The 14,238-nt window shown below is 57.3% G+C and carries 14 protein-coding genes and 1 pseudogene; 2 read left to right on the top strand and 13 right to left on the bottom strand.

The window, feature by feature from the left end:
• Nucleotides 1-296: 296 nt before the first annotated feature.
• The 12 genes from WA367_RS12500 to WA367_RS12445 all read right to left on the bottom strand — a co-directional run bounded on the left by WA367_RS12500 (nt 297) and on the right by WA367_RS12445 (nt 11,503).
• Nucleotides 297-1,472 carry a mandelate racemase/muconate lactonizing enzyme family protein gene (locus WA367_RS12500; RefSeq protein ID WP_336057052.1) on the bottom strand — a complete coding sequence of 392 codons (1,176 nt, stop codon included), beginning with the start codon at nt 1,470-1,472 and terminating at the stop codon, nt 297-299.
• 21 nt (nt 1,473-1,493) lie between these two features.
• Nucleotides 1,494-3,098, bottom strand: a complete 1,605-nt coding sequence (locus WA367_RS12495) for a thiamine pyrophosphate-binding protein (protein WP_336057051.1) — start codon at nt 3,096-3,098, stop codon at nt 1,494-1,496.
• 44 nt (nt 3,099-3,142) lie between these two features.
• Entirely contained in the window at nt 3,143-3,463 is a 321-nt protein-coding gene (locus WA367_RS12490; RefSeq protein WP_336057050.1) for an NIPSNAP family protein, read from the bottom strand.
• Between the two features lie 24 nt (nt 3,464-3,487).
• Nucleotides 3,488-4,153, bottom strand: coding sequence for a fumarate hydratase C-terminal domain-containing protein (locus WA367_RS12485; RefSeq protein WP_336057049.1), 666 nt, complete (start codon nt 4,151-4,153; stop codon nt 3,488-3,490).
• Nucleotides 4,150-5,106 carry a fumarate hydratase gene (locus WA367_RS12480; RefSeq protein ID WP_336057048.1) on the bottom strand — a complete coding sequence of 319 codons (957 nt, stop codon included), beginning with the start codon at nt 5,104-5,106 and terminating at the stop codon, nt 4,150-4,152. Before WA367_RS12480 ends, WA367_RS12485 begins: the two co-directional genes overlap by 4 nt.
• Nucleotides 5,103-6,866 (bottom strand): L-aspartate oxidase, encoded by a 1,764-nt coding sequence (locus WA367_RS12475; RefSeq protein ID WP_336057047.1) that lies wholly within the window; start codon nt 6,864-6,866, stop codon nt 5,103-5,105. The genes WA367_RS12480 and WA367_RS12475 overlap by 4 nt, the downstream gene beginning before the upstream one ends.
• Before the next feature lie 2 nt (nt 6,867-6,868).
• Nucleotides 6,869-7,207, bottom strand: a complete 339-nt coding sequence (gene sdhC, locus WA367_RS12470) for a succinate dehydrogenase, cytochrome b556 subunit (protein ID WP_336057046.1) — start codon at nt 7,205-7,207, stop codon at nt 6,869-6,871.
• Nucleotides 7,204-7,539 carry a succinate dehydrogenase gene (locus WA367_RS12465; RefSeq protein ID WP_336057045.1) on the bottom strand — a complete coding sequence of 112 codons (336 nt, stop codon included), beginning with the start codon at nt 7,537-7,539 and terminating at the stop codon, nt 7,204-7,206. Before WA367_RS12465 ends, sdhC begins: the two co-directional genes overlap by 4 nt.
• Nucleotides 7,532-8,269 carry a succinate dehydrogenase/fumarate reductase iron-sulfur subunit gene (locus tag WA367_RS12460; protein WP_336057044.1) on the bottom strand — a complete coding sequence of 246 codons (738 nt, stop codon included), beginning with the start codon at nt 8,267-8,269 and terminating at the stop codon, nt 7,532-7,534. Before WA367_RS12460 ends, WA367_RS12465 begins: the two co-directional genes overlap by 8 nt.
• A gap of 184 nt (nt 8,270-8,453) precedes the next feature.
• Complete coding sequence (locus tag WA367_RS12455; RefSeq protein WP_336057043.1) at nt 8,454-9,977, bottom strand: tripartite tricarboxylate transporter permease; 1,524 nt, start codon at nt 9,975-9,977, stop codon at nt 8,454-8,456.
• Complete coding sequence (locus tag WA367_RS12450) at nt 9,974-10,465, bottom strand: tripartite tricarboxylate transporter TctB family protein (RefSeq protein ID WP_336057042.1); 492 nt, start codon at nt 10,463-10,465, stop codon at nt 9,974-9,976. Before WA367_RS12450 ends, WA367_RS12455 begins: the two co-directional genes overlap by 4 nt.
• A 60-nt stretch (nt 10,466-10,525) precedes the next feature.
• Nucleotides 10,526-11,503 carry a Bug family tripartite tricarboxylate transporter substrate binding protein gene (locus tag WA367_RS12445; protein ID WP_336057041.1) on the bottom strand — a complete coding sequence of 326 codons (978 nt, stop codon included), beginning with the start codon at nt 11,501-11,503 and terminating at the stop codon, nt 10,526-10,528.
• A gap of 160 nt (nt 11,504-11,663) precedes the next feature.
• On the opposite strand from WA367_RS12445, the gene WA367_RS12440 reads away from it, so the two are divergent.
• Together WA367_RS12440 and WA367_RS12435 are read left to right on the top strand one after the other, a co-directional pair.
• Entirely contained in the window at nt 11,664-12,578 is a 915-nt protein-coding gene (locus tag WA367_RS12440; protein WP_336057040.1) for a LysR family transcriptional regulator, read from the top strand.
• Nucleotides 12,575-13,333, top strand: coding sequence for a sulfite exporter TauE/SafE family protein (locus WA367_RS12435; RefSeq protein ID WP_336057039.1), 759 nt, complete (start codon nt 12,575-12,577; stop codon nt 13,331-13,333). Before WA367_RS12440 ends, WA367_RS12435 begins: the two co-directional genes overlap by 4 nt.
• A gap of 409 nt (nt 13,334-13,742) precedes the next feature.
• Here the strand turns inward: WA367_RS12435 and WA367_RS12430 are convergent.
• A pseudogene (locus WA367_RS12430) lies at nt 13,743-14,238 on the bottom strand (hypothetical protein); the annotation flags it as partial.

Raw genomic sequence — 14,238 nt, 5'->3', positions numbered from 1 at the left:
TGCAAATACGGTCGGAATCGAAACTTTTCTGGCTCAGAATTGAAGATATTTCAATTTCAGCGGTCGTAATAGTGGGTGATATTATCCCTTCGATCGCCTGTGAGCGTACAGTGGTCGCTCCCGAACTTTGGTATCAACGTCAGCTTTCGGATCAGGCCACGTTTGCGCCCGCTTCCAAAAACTGAGAGCACAGCTGCCGAGCCGGATTGAGAACTGCAATGCCCGCCGATGGCTTAGGCAAGATTTCCAGAGCGTTCAAAGAAAGGTCCTTGGCGCTCTTGGAGCCGTATTAGGCTTTAAACACAACAGGAACGTACCAAAGATACTGTAGCTAAGACGGCTGCCGGGAGTTCGGTTATACCAATGCCCGGTTCGCTCCCTATCGCCCAGTTGCCGCCATTGATGCTTTCTTCAACACTGCTGAAGCCTGCGCGCAGAATGTTCGCGTTGAAATCAACCTCCAGCAGGCCTGAACCGCCTATGGCCGCCAGCAGATGAGCTGATGCGGCTAGGCCTATGCCCCCTCCCAGGAAATGCGGGCAATAGGTTCTGCCAGCTTCGACAATGTCGCGGGCTACCTCATGACAGCCAGTAATGCCTCCCCATTTTGCGACGTCCGGCTGCAGGAAGCTGTATGAGCCGGAGGCGAGGGCGTCTGCGAACTCGCTTTTCCCAGCCATGTTCTCGCCGCCTGCCAAGGGCACGCCGAGTGCCGCAAGCTCTGCCCAGTTCTGTGGTGCATCGTCCACCCTCAGCGGCTCTTCCATCCAACCGAGCGAAACGGAGCGTGTCGCCTGAAGGAATGATCTGGCTCCATCGAATGACCATGCCTGATTTGCGTCTGCGAAGAGGCGCTCCGTGGCTTTCATGGCGTGAGAAAGTTCCACAAGGCGGTTTGCGTCATCGGCGCCGAAACCGACCTTGACCTTAAAAGCATCGAAACCTGCTTTTCTTGCCTTTGGGACTTCAGCTTGCGCTGCACCGATTTGAATTCCGCTCGCATAGACGGGGACATGCTGGTGGGCATTGGCATTAATGGCTTTGGCAAGCGGTAGTTCGGCGCGCCTCGAGACGAGATCCCAGGCGGTAATATCAAGGCCTGCAATAACATGAGCGAACGGACCCTGTTCGCCGCATTGGATCGCACGTATCTGCGTTTTTTTCTCAAGAGACCAGAACATCTCTTCCGGCGTTTGCCAGAGCTTGCCGAGCACGATTTCCGCAATGTCATCCATGAGGAGATTGACGCGGTGTTCGGCTCCGGCTGCTGGCCAATTGGCGAATATCTCACCCCAGCCGAACCAGCCTTGATCATCCTCTATGCGCACGAACACGGCAGGGCGATCACGCATTATCCCGAAGGATGTGGCTACCGAGCCGCCTTTTATTGGCGCTCGACATGCCCAGGCATCGATGCGGCTGATGGAAAATGCAGTCTCGTAGGGGCGATTGGTGATCCGGCCTTGCGACATCGGCGCATCGTTCCTTCCCAATTAGTGCGAGGGGCCGGAGGGCGCTGGCAGACCATCAATCAACACATTTACACAGGCCACTTTCCCTGAATTCACCGCTCGTTCCAATGCGCCATCGAGCTCGGAGAGTTCGGTCACGAATTCGCCGTGCCCGCCAAGCGCGGTGGCAACGAGGTCATAACGCCCATCACTCAGGTCGCAGGCAATCAAACGGTCAGCACCATAGTCCCTCAATTGGATCTGGTGCTCGGCGTTCCAGCGCATATCATTGCCGATGACGAGTACATAGGGCGCACCGACGCGCGCGGCCGTTTCGAGCTCGCTAAGATGGAAGCCCGCAGTGCCGTCGCCCATCATTGAGAATATGGTCGATTGGGGAAAAAGTTTGGCCGCGGCGAGCCCATAGCAAAGGCCGCCGCCGATTGCGCCCGACACACCGTTGACGACACGTCTACTGGCCGTAATGCCGGCTTGTGCCCACTGACCGAATTCACCGCCATCACTGATGAGAATTGCATTATCGGTGGCGTCGATCTTACGTTGGACCGCCGCGCAGAGCTGGTCAGGCGTAATGCGATCGGAGGATGAGGGCGTTGCGGCGCGACGCATGAGCTTGCTTGAGACTGCTTCAAGCCATTCGCCATGCACATTGCTCCCGTCCCCAGTTTCGATAAGCGTGGCAGCTGCATCACGCGGGTCAGCGTGAAAGTTCATCTTCAGTCGCTCGCCCAGATTGAGATGTGCGCGGTCGCGTTCTTTCATGTCCGGTTGAATGCTGATCCAACGGGCAGCGGGATCAAACGCGCCAGTCTTGCCAAAACCGAGGGTGAAATCCACGCGTTTGCCGAGTGTCACGACGAGATCTGCCTGCTGCAACAAATCAGCAAGCGCTCCCAGTGATGGATCTTTCAGCCCGCGCGGGCTCTCCATTGCAATAACAGGCGCGTTAAGCGCCTGCTGCAGTTTTGCCTTCAGGTCGCCGCTGCGCGTGGCGCTCATCACCGGTCCGCAGAGGACGATGGGTTTCTTCGCTGCTGCAATTGCCTGTGTTATCAGGCGGGCATCGCCTTCTCTCAATGCCATTGCGTCACGGGCGAGTTCGTGCGCAGTTGGTACGCGCGCATCTCCAGCATCTTCCTCGACGACATCGAAGGGAAGTGCAATATGAACCGGACCGGGACGGCCGGAAGTGGCAGTTCTCACCGACTTCGCAACGGCGTTGCCAAGTTGACCAGCGGACCTCGGCCGCAAAGAAAGTTTGGTCAATGGTGCTGTCATCGGCACCTGGTCCATTTCCTGGAACGCACCACGACCATCCTGGGAGACCGGGCTGTCTCCTGTGAGGAGAAGCACCGGTGTTTCGGATTCCGTGGCCGTGAAAAGAGGGCCCAATGCGTTCGCAGCCCCAGCGCCCGCGGTTACCATCGCGACACCTATGCTGCCTGTCAGCTGGGCATGGGCTTCGGCCATGTAGACTGCAGCGGCCTCGTGCCGCGTATGCACAATCTCAACGCCGGCTTCGAAACAGGCATCGTAAACCGGCATGATCTGGTTGCCCGACAGGGAATAGATTCGCGTTACTCCCGCTGCCTTCAGTGCCTCAACAAGCAGATCCGCTCCGCGCATGAATTCCCCTCCCATTGCATGTCTTGTTGTAGTGCTGCCTGCGCTCAAGGCACCGTGAAAAACGGTGCCGGGATCAGGATCTTGTTTTCGATATTTTCCACCAGAGGACGCATTTGAACGGCATAAGCCTGCCACTCCGGTGACGCCTGAAGCGCCTTTCGACGTTCCCACCGGTCATCCATGCTGGAATAGCCCCACATGTGAACGATCTGGTTCAGGGGCCCGATATCCGTGAAATAGTAGCCGACCAACTTGCCCAATATGCGCAGCTGAACCTCCATTCCTTCTTCTTCATAGAGTTTCAGGAACTTCTGCACATTGCCGTTTTTCAGCGTGTAAGTGCGCTGATCCACGAAACTCGTCATTTTGTCGTTCCCCCACTGGTCCACTCAGATCAATTCATCGCTGCGGTCGTCGGTTTCGCCGAAGCGCTTGAGAACGGAGGGTCTCAGTCCCTCATAGAGGCGTCCGATATTTTCCGTGGTGCGGGCATTCTCGCGCTCGAACAGGCAGCGGCCTTGCAGATCCGAGGCAACGATAAACGGGCCCATGCGATTGCACTTGAGGACCCACATCGCCTGCGCCAGCCCAAGCTCCTCGTGCCAGTGTACGGCTTCCACATTCTCGACCCCACGGCCCAGCAATGCGCCGGTGCCATAGCCGACCGTGGTAAGATAGACCGCGCCATTGGGGACGAAATATTCCCTGTAGTCGCGCGAGGTCATGCCCCCTTTGCCGATGATCAGCTTTGCGCCGGTCTTGGCCATCCATTCAGGCAGCCATTTCGCAAAGCGGAAGCTCGCTGTCGCGGTTACCGCACCCATATTATAGGTGCCATCGGAGCGTATGCTGGCGGCGGGGGAGCAATGGAAATTCGCCGCACTGTGGGCGGGCAGTTCCATCGGAATATTCGCCTTCTGCTCAAGTGCGCGCATGTAGACGCCCTCGCGCGCTGTATACATCAGGCCGTCTAGATAGACGACATCGCCAAGCTTCAGCGCCGCGATGTCTTCATCTGAAGGTGTGGTGGAAAGGCGGATTTCGCGCGGTTTCATTCGGCGGCCTCCATCATTGGCTCCCATTCGACCGTCTCACGCCGCTGGTAGGGTGTGAACCAGTCTGGATCGGTTCGGTATTCAACACGGCCATCAGCATAGATGCGGGCAACAGCGCGCCTTGAGGACAGGCAGAACGCGTGTACGCTCATCTGCATGCCTCCGGTATGGCAGTAACCCACCTCGATATGGGTATCGATGACCATGTTCTTGCCGACGAAACCCATTGCGCCCATGCCGATCGAGTTGCCCAGTTCCTTGAACTCCTCCTCAAGGGCCGCGATGCGCGGATCGGAATTGCGACTGCCAACGACGCGCAGGCAGGCGGCACGCTTTCCCAGCACCATGCAGGTGTCCTTGCAGCCGCCAAGGCCGATTCCGATGATGGCAGGCTGGCAGGCAAGGCCACGCTTGCCGAAGGCAACCAGACAATCCAGATAAAATCGCTTGATCCCCTCGATCCCGTCCGACGGGAAAAGCATGCGGTAATCGGTTCCGAACAGACCCCCCTTGTGCACTGTGATCAGGTCGATCCACTCCCCACCGGGCTCATAACCGTATTCGATCTCAGGTGCGCCTATTCCCACATTGTTGTTGTGGTCAGTGCGCCAGAGCGGGTGAACGCGGTTCGGCCGCAGGGGGACACCATTGGTGCTGTTGGCGGTGGCGCGCCGCAGCGCGGCTTCCAGAGCTACGGGGCCACCCTCGACCTGGGTCTCGTTACCCATTTTCACATACCAGCGCGGCGTACCCGTATCGCCACACATAGCCCGACGGTCTTCCTTCGCCGCTTCGTAGTTCTCCAGCATTGCCTGGAGCACAAAGGCGGACAGATCGCCATCTTCTGTGCTGGCTGCACCTTTGAGACCCTCCAGATAATCCTCCGGAATCTCGATTGCAGCCTTGTCCATGAGAGTTTCAGCCGTGGACTGGATGAGGTCGATCGGTATCATGATGAGGCCACCAGTGTTTCAGGTTCATCTTCGGGCAGGACGGTCTGACCAGGCTCGACAATGGTGAAGCGAACTTTCTCGCGTTGCACCTCGACCGTGCCGCCTTTCATGGAAGCGACGGTGAAATAGGATTGATCGAGATCGCCTTCCTCGGGGTAGTCTTCGCGATAATGAGCACCGCGGGAGTTCTCCCGAGAAAGTGCGGCCTTGGTGATCACCTCCGATATCTCGGTCAGCGATGCCACGTTCAGCCAGTCATGCCAGGTGAGGTTGAATGCGAGATTGGAAGAGTCGACGCCGGTCTCTGCCAGTTCTTCGCGAATTGCTGCCAGTCGGTCGAGCCCACGCTTCATGCCGGTTGCCGTGCGGATGACACCGACATCTTCCCACATCATTTCCTGGAGCTGGTTGCGGATTTCCTGAACCTTGCCCGGCTTCTTGGCGAAGGGGCGTTGTGCACGCTCGATCTCAGCTGCCAGTATGTCTTCATTCGGGTCGCGCAAGGCGCTCATACCACGAATATCGGCACCCATTGTCTCGCCCGCGACACCGCCGAAAACCGTGGAGTTGGCGACACCATTGCCGCCGAGGCGGTTCGAGCCGTGGGCGCCGCCCGCGTCTTCGCCTGCAACATAGAGTCCTTCCAACATGGTGCGCGTATCGGGATCGACGACAACACCGCCCATGAAGTAGTGGGCAGTCGGTACGACTTCCACGAGGCCGCCTGCAAGATCGAAGCCGCAATCGGCACAGCGCTTGACCATGCCCGAGAATTTCCGGCGCACAAGATCAGGTCCCAGATGCTTCATTGATATGTACATGCCGACCTGGGCCGGGTCATTGTTCTTGCGCATTTCAGCGTAGATGCCGCGGCTGACCACGTCGCGCGTTGCACGCTCACCGCGCTGGTCATAGTCGAACATGAAACGCTTGCCATGGGCATTCAGGAGTTGGCCGCCTGCACCGCGCAAGCCTTCTTCCAGGACGGTACCTGTCATGCGCGTATGGTCCCCTGCAAGCAGGCCGGTGGGATGAAACTGCACCATCTCCATATCGCGCAGCGGCAGACCGATACGCAGTGCCATGGCCAGACCATCCATGGTCTTGTCGCCGGAAGGGGTGTGGTACTTGTACATCGTGGGACCGCCGCCGGTCCCCATCATGACGGTCTTCGCGCGCACAAAGCGAAAAGTGCCGGTACGCATATCGATGAATAGAACGCCGGATATCGCGCTTCCATCGCAGGTTGGCACCAGACCGATGGCGCGGTGCTCCTCCAGCCTTTCAATCGGTCGGGAAAGCACCTGTTCCATGAGACGGTTGATGATTTCGATACCGGTAAGATCACCCTTGTGGACGGTTCGGTCCGCAGTCTGACCGGCAAAGGCCTTGTGATGCAGGCTGCCATCCGGCTCGCGGTCGAAGAAGCAGCCGATCTCGTTTTCCAGCTCGCGCACGCGTTCGACCGCGAGTTGGCATAGTTTCCAGGCCATATCCTGGTCGGGCAGCCACTTGCCGCCGATGATGGTGTCCATGAAATGCCGCTCGACGCTGTCACCATGGCCAAGCGCAACATTGTATCCGCCCTGCACCATGCGCGTGCAGCCACATTTGCCGAGAAGCCCCTTCACGGCGATGGTGATCCTGGTGCCTTCGGGAGCGGCCTGTTGTGCGTGAAGTGCGGCGAAGAGACCTGCACCGCCGGACCCCAGGATGAGGATGTCCGTATCGTGTCTTTCGATATCCACTTTGAGGGGCATGGCTACACCGCGTTCAGGAAAAATGCGCCGGAGACGAGGAAAGCACCGGCAATGCTGGCTGCCGCCAAGGTCTTGTGGCGGCTAGGCCAGGGGAGGAATTCGAGAGCCAGCAGCCGCAATCCTCCGAAGAAGTGCACAGCCAGCAAGAAGACGAGACCGAATTCGGCGATTTTCACGAGCGGATGGTCTGTCCAGAGGGCGAAGTCATCGAAGCCTTGGGGGTTTGTCAGGACGAGCGACAGCATCCAGAAATGTGCTGGAAGAAATAGAGCCAGTCCTATGCCTGAAAGCCGATGCAGTAGAAAGGCAAACCATAGTGGATGATTGCGATACCTGCTCATGGCGCCACCGTTACGGCAATGACTGCGGATGCGCCGAGCAGCAGGAAAAGGAAGAAGGCGGCTGTAGCCACCAAAGTCAGCGCGAGACCGCGCAGGCCGGCGACCTCGCTCAGAACTACCCTCACACCTATTGCAGCATGCACCGACACCGCGGCAACGAACATGCCGTAGAAGAGGAACCAGAAGAGCGAACCTTGCGTGCGTGCAAGGATTTCTGCCGCACTCAAGCCACCCTGGATTGCATAGATCATCACAGCGAGGTGCGTGATGACGAACGGCACCATAATCATGGCGCTGATGCGCTGGGCGAGGTAGAGTCGAAGATCAAGCATCACGGCCCCTCTTGAAGGCATTGCGTGCGGTCAGCCGTTTGAGATTTGCAATCGCACCCATCGGGTCCAGGCCGTTGGGGCAGTGGAAGGTGCAACTGCCCATGGAATGACAATTGTGGCAGCCGCCGGACTTCGACACAGCATCAAGAACGCCTTCGCGATTGCCATGTTTTTCGTCATTCACGATCGTCCAGGCACGCTGCAACGCGGCCGGGCCGAGATACTCAGGATTTGCGGTGACGGTATCGCAGGCCGAGTAGCAGACGGAACAATTTATGCATTCGATGCCTGCATTCGCGGCGCTACGCTCTTTCCCTTCCGGTTTCACCTGGACGATGGGATCGTGCCTTGAGGCACTCGGCTGATGACGTCCGCCGGCTTTTACCCATTTGTCGAAAAAGGGCGCCATGTCGGCGGCAAGGTCCTTGATAACCGGAAGGTTGCGGAGCGGCGCTATCGTCACCTTGCGGGCTTTTCCCTGAACCTTTTTCACGTGTGTGCGGCAGGTCCAGCGGGGAGCGCCATTGACCATCATTGCGCATGATCCGCACATGCCGACGCGACATGCGAAGCGATAGGTCAGCGTCGGATCGGCGTTCTGCTGGATCCAGGAGACCACGTCGAGAACTGTCTGGCTCTCATATTGAGGCACTTCGAAGGTCTGGTACTCACCGCCTTCAGCGTTGCCTCGCCAAACCGATATCTCGAGATATTCCTGCTTTTCGGCCACGAGCCTTCAAACTCCTGAGCATTCTTCTCCCAATGGTATAAATGATAGATTGATTTACAAAAAAGCGGATTATTCTAACGTTTTATTGTAGTTCAGCTTACACAAGCAAGCGCAGCGTCGTTACATGAAATAAGGCGGCTTCGCACGCGAAGCCGCCTTAAACTGCGTTCCGGTCCCGGCCTCCTCAGCCTTCGTTTTGCGATACGAACTCAGGCTGATTCAGACCGGGTTTGGTTTTGGTCATTCCCGACTTCAGGATGGCAAAGACAGTGATCGCTGTGAGGCTCCAGAAGAACCACGTGATCGGTCCCCGAACAAGAATTGCGGGATTGCCCCCCGACATCAGCATCGCCTGTCGGAAATTATCCTCAAGAAGCGGGCCGAGGATGAAGGCGATGAGGAAGGGCGGTGCGGGTATGTCAAGGCGCATCATCAGATAGCCCACCCAGCCCATCACCAGCATGACACCAACATCGAACACATTGTTGTTCACCGCAAAGACACCGTAAATGCTGAGAATGAGTACCGTGGGTATCAGGATGCGTCGCGGAATGTCGGCCACATATTTGAAGCCGCGTATGGCTGCCGAACCGATGAAAAGCAGTAGGACCGAACTTACGATCAGGCCGATGAAGAGACCATAGATCAGGTCGACATTGAGGACGAACATCATCGGGCCCGGCTGCAGTCCGTGGACCATGAACGCCCCGATGATGATGGCGGTGATCACGTCGCCTGGTACGCCAAGGGCTAGTAGCGGGATCAATGTTGCGCCGGCCACACCATTGTTACCGGCCTCGGCGGCTGCAACGCCCTCGACCTCGCCCTTGCCGAAGTTCTCCTTGTTCTTGGATTTGCGACGTGCCTCGGAATAGGAGAGGAAGGCTGCAGGAGCTGCGCCGATGCCCGGGATCGAACCCAGAAACACACCGATGAAGCTGCCGCGGATGATCGAGCGGAAGGATTTCTTGTAATCGGCAAAGGTGACCTTGTTCTTGCCAAGGCTGCGGGTCTTGCCCAGATGCCCGGTCGGATGCCAGGCCATTGCCAGCACCTCGGGGATGGCAAACAGTCCGATCAGCACCGCAATGAAGTTCAGGCCGCCCATCATGTTGGGATCGCCGAATGTAAAGCGGTTCGTCCCGTAGATGAGATCCAATCCGACCGTTGCGAATAGAAGACCGAGCAGAGCTGACAGAGCGCCGCGCAGCAGGCTGTTTCCTGAAACGCCTGCAATGATCGTCAGGGAGAACAGGATCAGCGTGAAAAATTCCGGTGGCCCGAAATTCAGCGCGAATGAAGCGAGCCATCCGGCAAAGAGGATGAGCGAAAGGTTCGAAACCAGATCGGCCGTACAAGACGCCCACAAGGCCATGCCGAGAGCGCGTCCGGCTTCGCCGCGTTCTGCCATGGGATGCCCGTCCATGACTGTGGCGGATGAGGCCGGAGTTCCAGGCGTCTTGATCAGGATTGCCGGAATAGAGCCGCCGAATATTCCGCCTTTATAGACACCAAGCAGAAGTAGAATGCCCGTTACGGGCTGCAGGGTGAAGGTGAAGGGGAGGGTCAGCGCCACCGCCATGGTGGCGGACATGCCGGGTATGGCTCCGGCCACGACACCGATTGTCACGCCAACTGCAAGCGCAAGAAAGACCTCGAAATTGGAGACGAGTGATAGGCCCGCAAGCAGGCTGTCGATAAAGCTCATGGAAGCCTCACAAAGTCACCTTGCGGGATCGCGACACCTGCGACATGCGCAAAGAATGCGTAGAGAACAAGGGGGACGGAGATGGCGCAGATCAGTGCGGCGATGGGGTAGCGCGTCCTCAAGATGACGATCGAGGCAATAAAAAGCAGCATCGATGTCCAGACCATGCCAAGGCGCGACATCAGGAACATCGCCGCGATCATCACCAGACCCATTGCTGCGAGCCGCAAATAGCCCTTGCGGCTGTCGGGAATGGGATCACCAATCACCGCACCACCAGCACTTTGAGAAAGTCCTGTCACAAAGAGGCCCAGGCCGGTCAGCCCCATGAGAGCGCTCAAGGTGTAAGGCCAGAAAGTGGGAGAAAGTACCAAGTGTGGCACATTGCTTGGCTCGGAAACCCAATTCGGGATCGCAGCCAAAATCAGAAATAGGGACAACGCCATAGCGCCAATCCCCAATCTCGTTTGAATCTGTTTGTTGTCCATCTCGCTCCTCCCAAAGCGAAACGCCGGGAATGGAATTTCCCGGCGCTGTTCTTCTTTCGATCAGCCTTCGACGCGCATATCCAGTTTGTCCACGAGATTGCGGAAAGTCTCGTACTGACGCTGAATGAATTCGCCAGCTTCTTCCGGCGACATCAAATCGATGATCGAACCGGCTGATGTCAATGTCTTGCGGAAGCGTTCGTCGTCAATTGCTGCTTCCATCCATTCAGCCCATTTCTCAGCCACGTCATCCGGGAGATCCTTCGGACCGGCGATGCCGGTCCAGCCGACAAGTTCGTTGAGTCCCGGCTTGCCAAGTTCGGAGGCGGTCGGTGCATGGAAGCCCTCAAGACGCTCCTCGGAGGTCACGAGGATCGGTTTCAGCTGCTTGTTGCCGACCAGATTGGCCAGAGTGGACGAATTCGTGCAGATGAATGTGACCGTGCCATTGAGGACGGCCGTGGCAGCTTCTCCGCCGCCTTTCTGTGGGATGTGGGTGACCGTCTTGTGCGGGTCTTTCACGCCGAATTCATCAAGAACCATGACCGCAGCAAGCTGCAGCATGGAGCCCACGCCCGACGAACTGTAGCTGACATTGCCTTCGCCGACTTTCTTGACCAGATCTTCGATCGAGTTGATATCGGAATCGGCTCTGACGGCACAGGCTACCGGGTTGATCTCGTACACGGTCACAAAGCGGAAATCATCGAGCGTGTATGGCAGCGTTGCCTTCATGGCCGGGTTGACCGTGTGCGAACCTACCCGTGCAAAGAGCATCGTATAGCCATCGGGTTTTGCGTTCTTGACAACCACGCTACCCGTTGCGCCGCCAGCACCTGTCACATTCGAAAGGACCAGCGTGGCGTCGGCTTCCTTGCTTAGCGGCTCTGAGAGGGCGCGCGCCGAAATATCGGTCGCACCACCGGCGCCATAAGGAATGATCATGTTGATTGGCCGTTCGGGATAGTCTGCCATTGCACTGCCTGACATCAGGCCAAGCAACAGCGCGTTCGCGAGAATTGGTAGTCTAAATCTCATTGTTTTCTCCTCCCAGGAAATGTGTTTGGCCTAATCGATGGCTTCCTCCCAGCCATATCGGTTCAGCTTGACAATTGTTATGGGAAAGGCATTCTTAAAAAAAGATGGTTTTCCTAACAATTTCCGTTAGAGAAACTGACACAAAGTTGCGTGCGATCTTATGTCAATCCGGGCTCTCAGAACACTCGTTGCCGTGCACGACCACGGCACATTCACTGCTGCAGCTGAAGCTGTGTTCGTTACCTATTCCGCTGTTTCGCAGCAGATGAAAGCGCTTGAGGAAGAGTATCAGGTCACGATATTCGACCGGAGCAAGCGGACGCCCGAGCTGACGCCGTTGGGATTGGCGCTGGTCGCAAAAGCGCGGGATATAATCCGATCCTATGACGATTTGGTGCCTTCCATCCTGGGAGAGGGTGCACTCAAGGGCGAGATAACGCTCGCTGCGGTGCCGACAACGCTGACTGGGCTTGTCCCGCTTGGCATTTCGATCCTGAAGCGCAATTGCCCAGATCTGCACATCCGGGTGGGATTAGGGCTTACAACTTCACTTCTCACGCAGATAAAGCGCGGGATGCTGGAAGCCGCAATTCTTACCGTACCTTCGATCGCACCTGACGATCTGGTGATACAGGAAATCGTGACCGAGCCGCTTGAGCTTCTGGTGTCCGACCAGCTTTCTGAGGACGATCCCATCGCGCTTTTGCGATCCCAACCCTTCATCCGCTTCAATCGTGAGGCGGTGGTGGGCGAGATCATCGAGCGTTGGCTTCAGGCCAGGTCGGTTATGGTGAATGAAACCATGGAATTGCAGGGGCTTGACGCTATTACCAGCATGGTCGCGGCAAATCTCGGCGTTTCCATCTGCCCCCGTCGCTGCATTGAGACACAAGCGCCGCCAGGTGTGCGCTCTCTGTCGCTGGGACCTGACGCACCGACACGCCGTCTTTGCTTGGTCACACGGAAGAACAGTGCAAAGCGGCTCGTGATCGACAAGATCCACGAATCGTTTCTGGAGGCAGTCGAAGTCGGTGTCTTCCCACCTAAATTGCATCCGGAAAGAGTGTCCGCATGACGGGTGAAACGGCTGCCATGCTCGTTGCCGGAGCTGCTGCCGGCGGGTTTATCAACGGGCTCGCTGGTTTTGGGACAGCACTGTTCGCACTTGGTTTTTTTCTCGAAGCCATGACGGCGATGCAGGCTGTTTCGCTGGTCGTGATCCTGTCCGTGGTAAGCGGCGTTCAGGGGGTTGTCCTGGTGCGTCGTGAGATGATGGCAAACCAGCGGCGCCTGATGCGCTTTCTGCTGCCTGCGATCTTGGGAATTCCGATAGGAATCGCGTCACTGGATTATCTCGAAGCGGGAACCCTCAAGCTCGTCATCGGCTTCTTTCTGGTCCTTTACGGCGGCTTCTTCGCGCTGCGGCGGAATCTGCCGCAGATCACGGGAGATCGACACAAAACTGATATGTCGGTCGGATTTCTGGGAGGGTTGCTCGGTGGGGCGGCGTCTCTTTCGGGTGCACTTCCCACAATGTGGTGCTCCATGCGTCCCTGGTCCAAGGGCGAAACACGCGCAGTTTTGCAGCCCTACAATGTTGCGGTGCTTATGATCGCGATAATCCTCTTCTGGTTTCGCGGCGCCTATACTGCCGAAACGCTTTATCATCTTGCGGTTGCGGTGCCGGCATCCTTGATAGCCGCGCAACTGGGCATCACCGTCTTCAAGCGCCTTAACGATGGTCTCTTCCGCAGGCTACTTGTTGTCATGACCTTCATCGCAGGCACAGTTCTGTTAAGCCGTGAGGCCGTAGCAATGCTGCATCTCTGATGTTCCGAAGATGCGCTTCAACAAAAAATAAGCCACCATCACCACGGTTTCCTGCTATGGCTGGGGACAGGCTCAACTCGCTGCTGTCACAAAGGTATTGGCGAGTGGAGCTTTATCTCGGCCATCATCGCAGCTGCAGGACTACTCGTTCAGCGCATGCTCAACACGCGAACTGTCAATCCTGAGAGCGGGGCTAGTGTCCGCTCCTAGGCTGAGGCAAAGATTGCCTTTACGCCCTAAATGGGGGCGCAAAGCTGCCGCTCCGGATTCTCATTTGCCGCACCTGTTTGCGGTTCGGGCAAAGATTGCCCAACCGCCCGGAGAGCGGCAGCAATTTTATCGCCGAATGCATCGGCGATAAATCGGTGGAGGCCTGCTCGCCATCTCTCTACGCAATCAACAGCGAGCTCTACACTGTCATCTTCTCCTGATAGTACTCCGACCAGTTCCGCTCTTGCAGCCAAGGCTTCAGCACAACTAACTCACCCGCATCCGCCTTCTCTTTTGCTTCCAGTAGAACTGGCGTGATGGCATCTAGCGCAGGTGACGCTGCTTGCTCAAAGCGCAACAGATCGCGTGTGGTCAGGCGGTTCTTTCCTCCGTAGCGCGCGGGAATGTCCGACTTGCGCGAGTGACCCATCAGCCGTTTGCGCGTCGTATCCTTCAGGTCCGTGTTGTCAATGAGATCCGCGAACCAGTGGCGTGTCGAGTAGAGAGTGACTTCGCTCCGCGTGATGCCAAGCTTCTCCTTCAGATGCTGCCAGCTCTTGGTGATGGGCTGCCCCCAGCGAATTTCCCCATCGGGCTTTAGATAGGGCTCCCATTCCGGAAAAAGATAGGGACAGCCGATCTGCTTCAACTCCTCGATCCGCTCCAAAAGGCCCAGATCCAGGATCAGCGGGTGG

Source organism: Nitratireductor sp. CH_MIT9313-5 (assembly GCF_037029545.1).
Classification (GTDB): Bacteria; Pseudomonadota; Alphaproteobacteria; order Rhizobiales; family Rhizobiaceae; genus Chelativorans.
This window is presented reverse-complemented; position numbering and strand designations above follow the sequence as displayed.